The organism is Arthrobacter sp. HMWF013 (assembly GCF_003061105.1).
Classification (GTDB): Bacteria; Actinomycetota; Actinomycetes; order Actinomycetales; family Micrococcaceae; genus Arthrobacter.
The window spans coordinates 1-1,298 of record NZ_QAIQ01000192.1 but is presented as its reverse complement, the minus strand read 5'-3'; the positions used below and the strand labels follow the sequence as shown (position 1 = coordinate 1,298).

General features: G+C 66.9%; 2 protein-coding genes. One reads left to right on the top strand and one right to left on the bottom strand.

The features are described from left to right. Positions 1-498 (bottom strand): NAD(P)H-dependent oxidoreductase (locus tag DBR22_RS08420; protein WP_108598650.1); only part of this gene is annotated, 498 nt, incomplete at its 3' end. Between the two features lie 123 nt (positions 499-621). Here DBR22_RS08420 and DBR22_RS08415 point away from each other — a divergent pair. Next, a complete protein-coding gene (locus DBR22_RS08415; protein ID WP_108598649.1) occupies positions 622-1,230 on the top strand; it encodes a TetR/AcrR family transcriptional regulator in 609 nt (202 codons plus the stop codon). Positions 1,231-1,298: the final 68 nt, after the last annotated feature.

Below are 1,298 nucleotides of genomic sequence, written 5' to 3'. Positions count from 1 at the left end.
TTCGGCGTCGTCCTTCGGGTGCAGTTCGGCGAAGCGGACCATGGAGCCGGGGACGGCGAGCTTGACGTCCTCGAGGACCTGGGCGCCGGCGATGCCGACTGCCTTGCGGGCTTCGTCCTGGGCCCAGACGCCGCCGAACTGGCCGAAGGCGGTGCCGACGACGGCGGTGGGCTTGCCGGTGAGGGCGCCGGCGCCGTAGGGGCGGGACAGCCAGTCGATGGCGTTCTTCAGGGACGCGGGAACGGTGCCGTTGTGCTCGGGGGTGACCAGCAGGAGGGTGTCGGCGTCGTTGGCAGCGGCGCGCAGGGCTGCGGCGGCAGCGGGGACCTGACCTTCGACGTCGATGTCCTCGTTGTAGAACGGGATGTTTCCGAGGCTCTCGTGGATGACAACGTCAACGTCCTCGGGAGCGTTCAGCGCGATGGCTTCGGCCAGCTTCTGGTTGGTGGACTCGGCGCGGAGGCTGCCGACAAGGGTAAGTACGGTGTTCTTTGACATACGGACTCCTGGGTTCGGGCTGCGGCCGGGCCGCTAACCGGTGGAAGGTGGAGGCTGTGTGGCCTTCACAGAGCTAAACGGACCGCGGTCCGATTATTATTCCCGGGGACTAGGATACGGAGTGTGAGCTTCATCCCACTGTTGCCCGGATCGCTCTCCGGGCCCGTTCAAGAGCGAAGCGACGCCGCGCGGAACCGGCAGCGTCTGCTGGATGCCGCCCGCGAGCTGATCACAGAGTCCGGGGTGGATGGCCTGACCATGGACGCCCTCGCGGAACGCGCCGGAGTGGGTAAGGGCACTGTATTCCGCCGCTTCGGCAGCCGTACCGGGTTGATGATGACGCTGCTTAGCGATTCTGAAGCGGCGTTTCAGGAGCGCTTTATGTTCGGCCCGCCACCACTCGGGCCGGGCGCGCGGGGGCTGGACCGGCTGATCGCGTTCGGTGCGGAGCGGATCGCATTTGTCCTGGAGCACGGCGATCTGGCGGCCGCTGCCGAGGGTACGGCGAACGGCCGTTACGAAGTGCCGGCCGCGGTTTTGGCCCAGCGCCACATTGAGTTCCTCCTGCGGGAGGAGGGGATGGACGCGGACCCGTGGCTGATGGCGATGGCACTGGGCGCCACGCTCGAACCGGACAGGCTGCTGCGTGCCGTCCGCGTCCATGGACTGCCGCCCGGGCGGCTCGCGGCGTCCTGGCGGGAACTCGTCACCCGGCTGGTTCGGGCGCCGTAGCGTACGCCCCATTCCGGCAAAACGTCCAGTCAAATCGATTCCACTGAATAATTCATAACGATCTGATA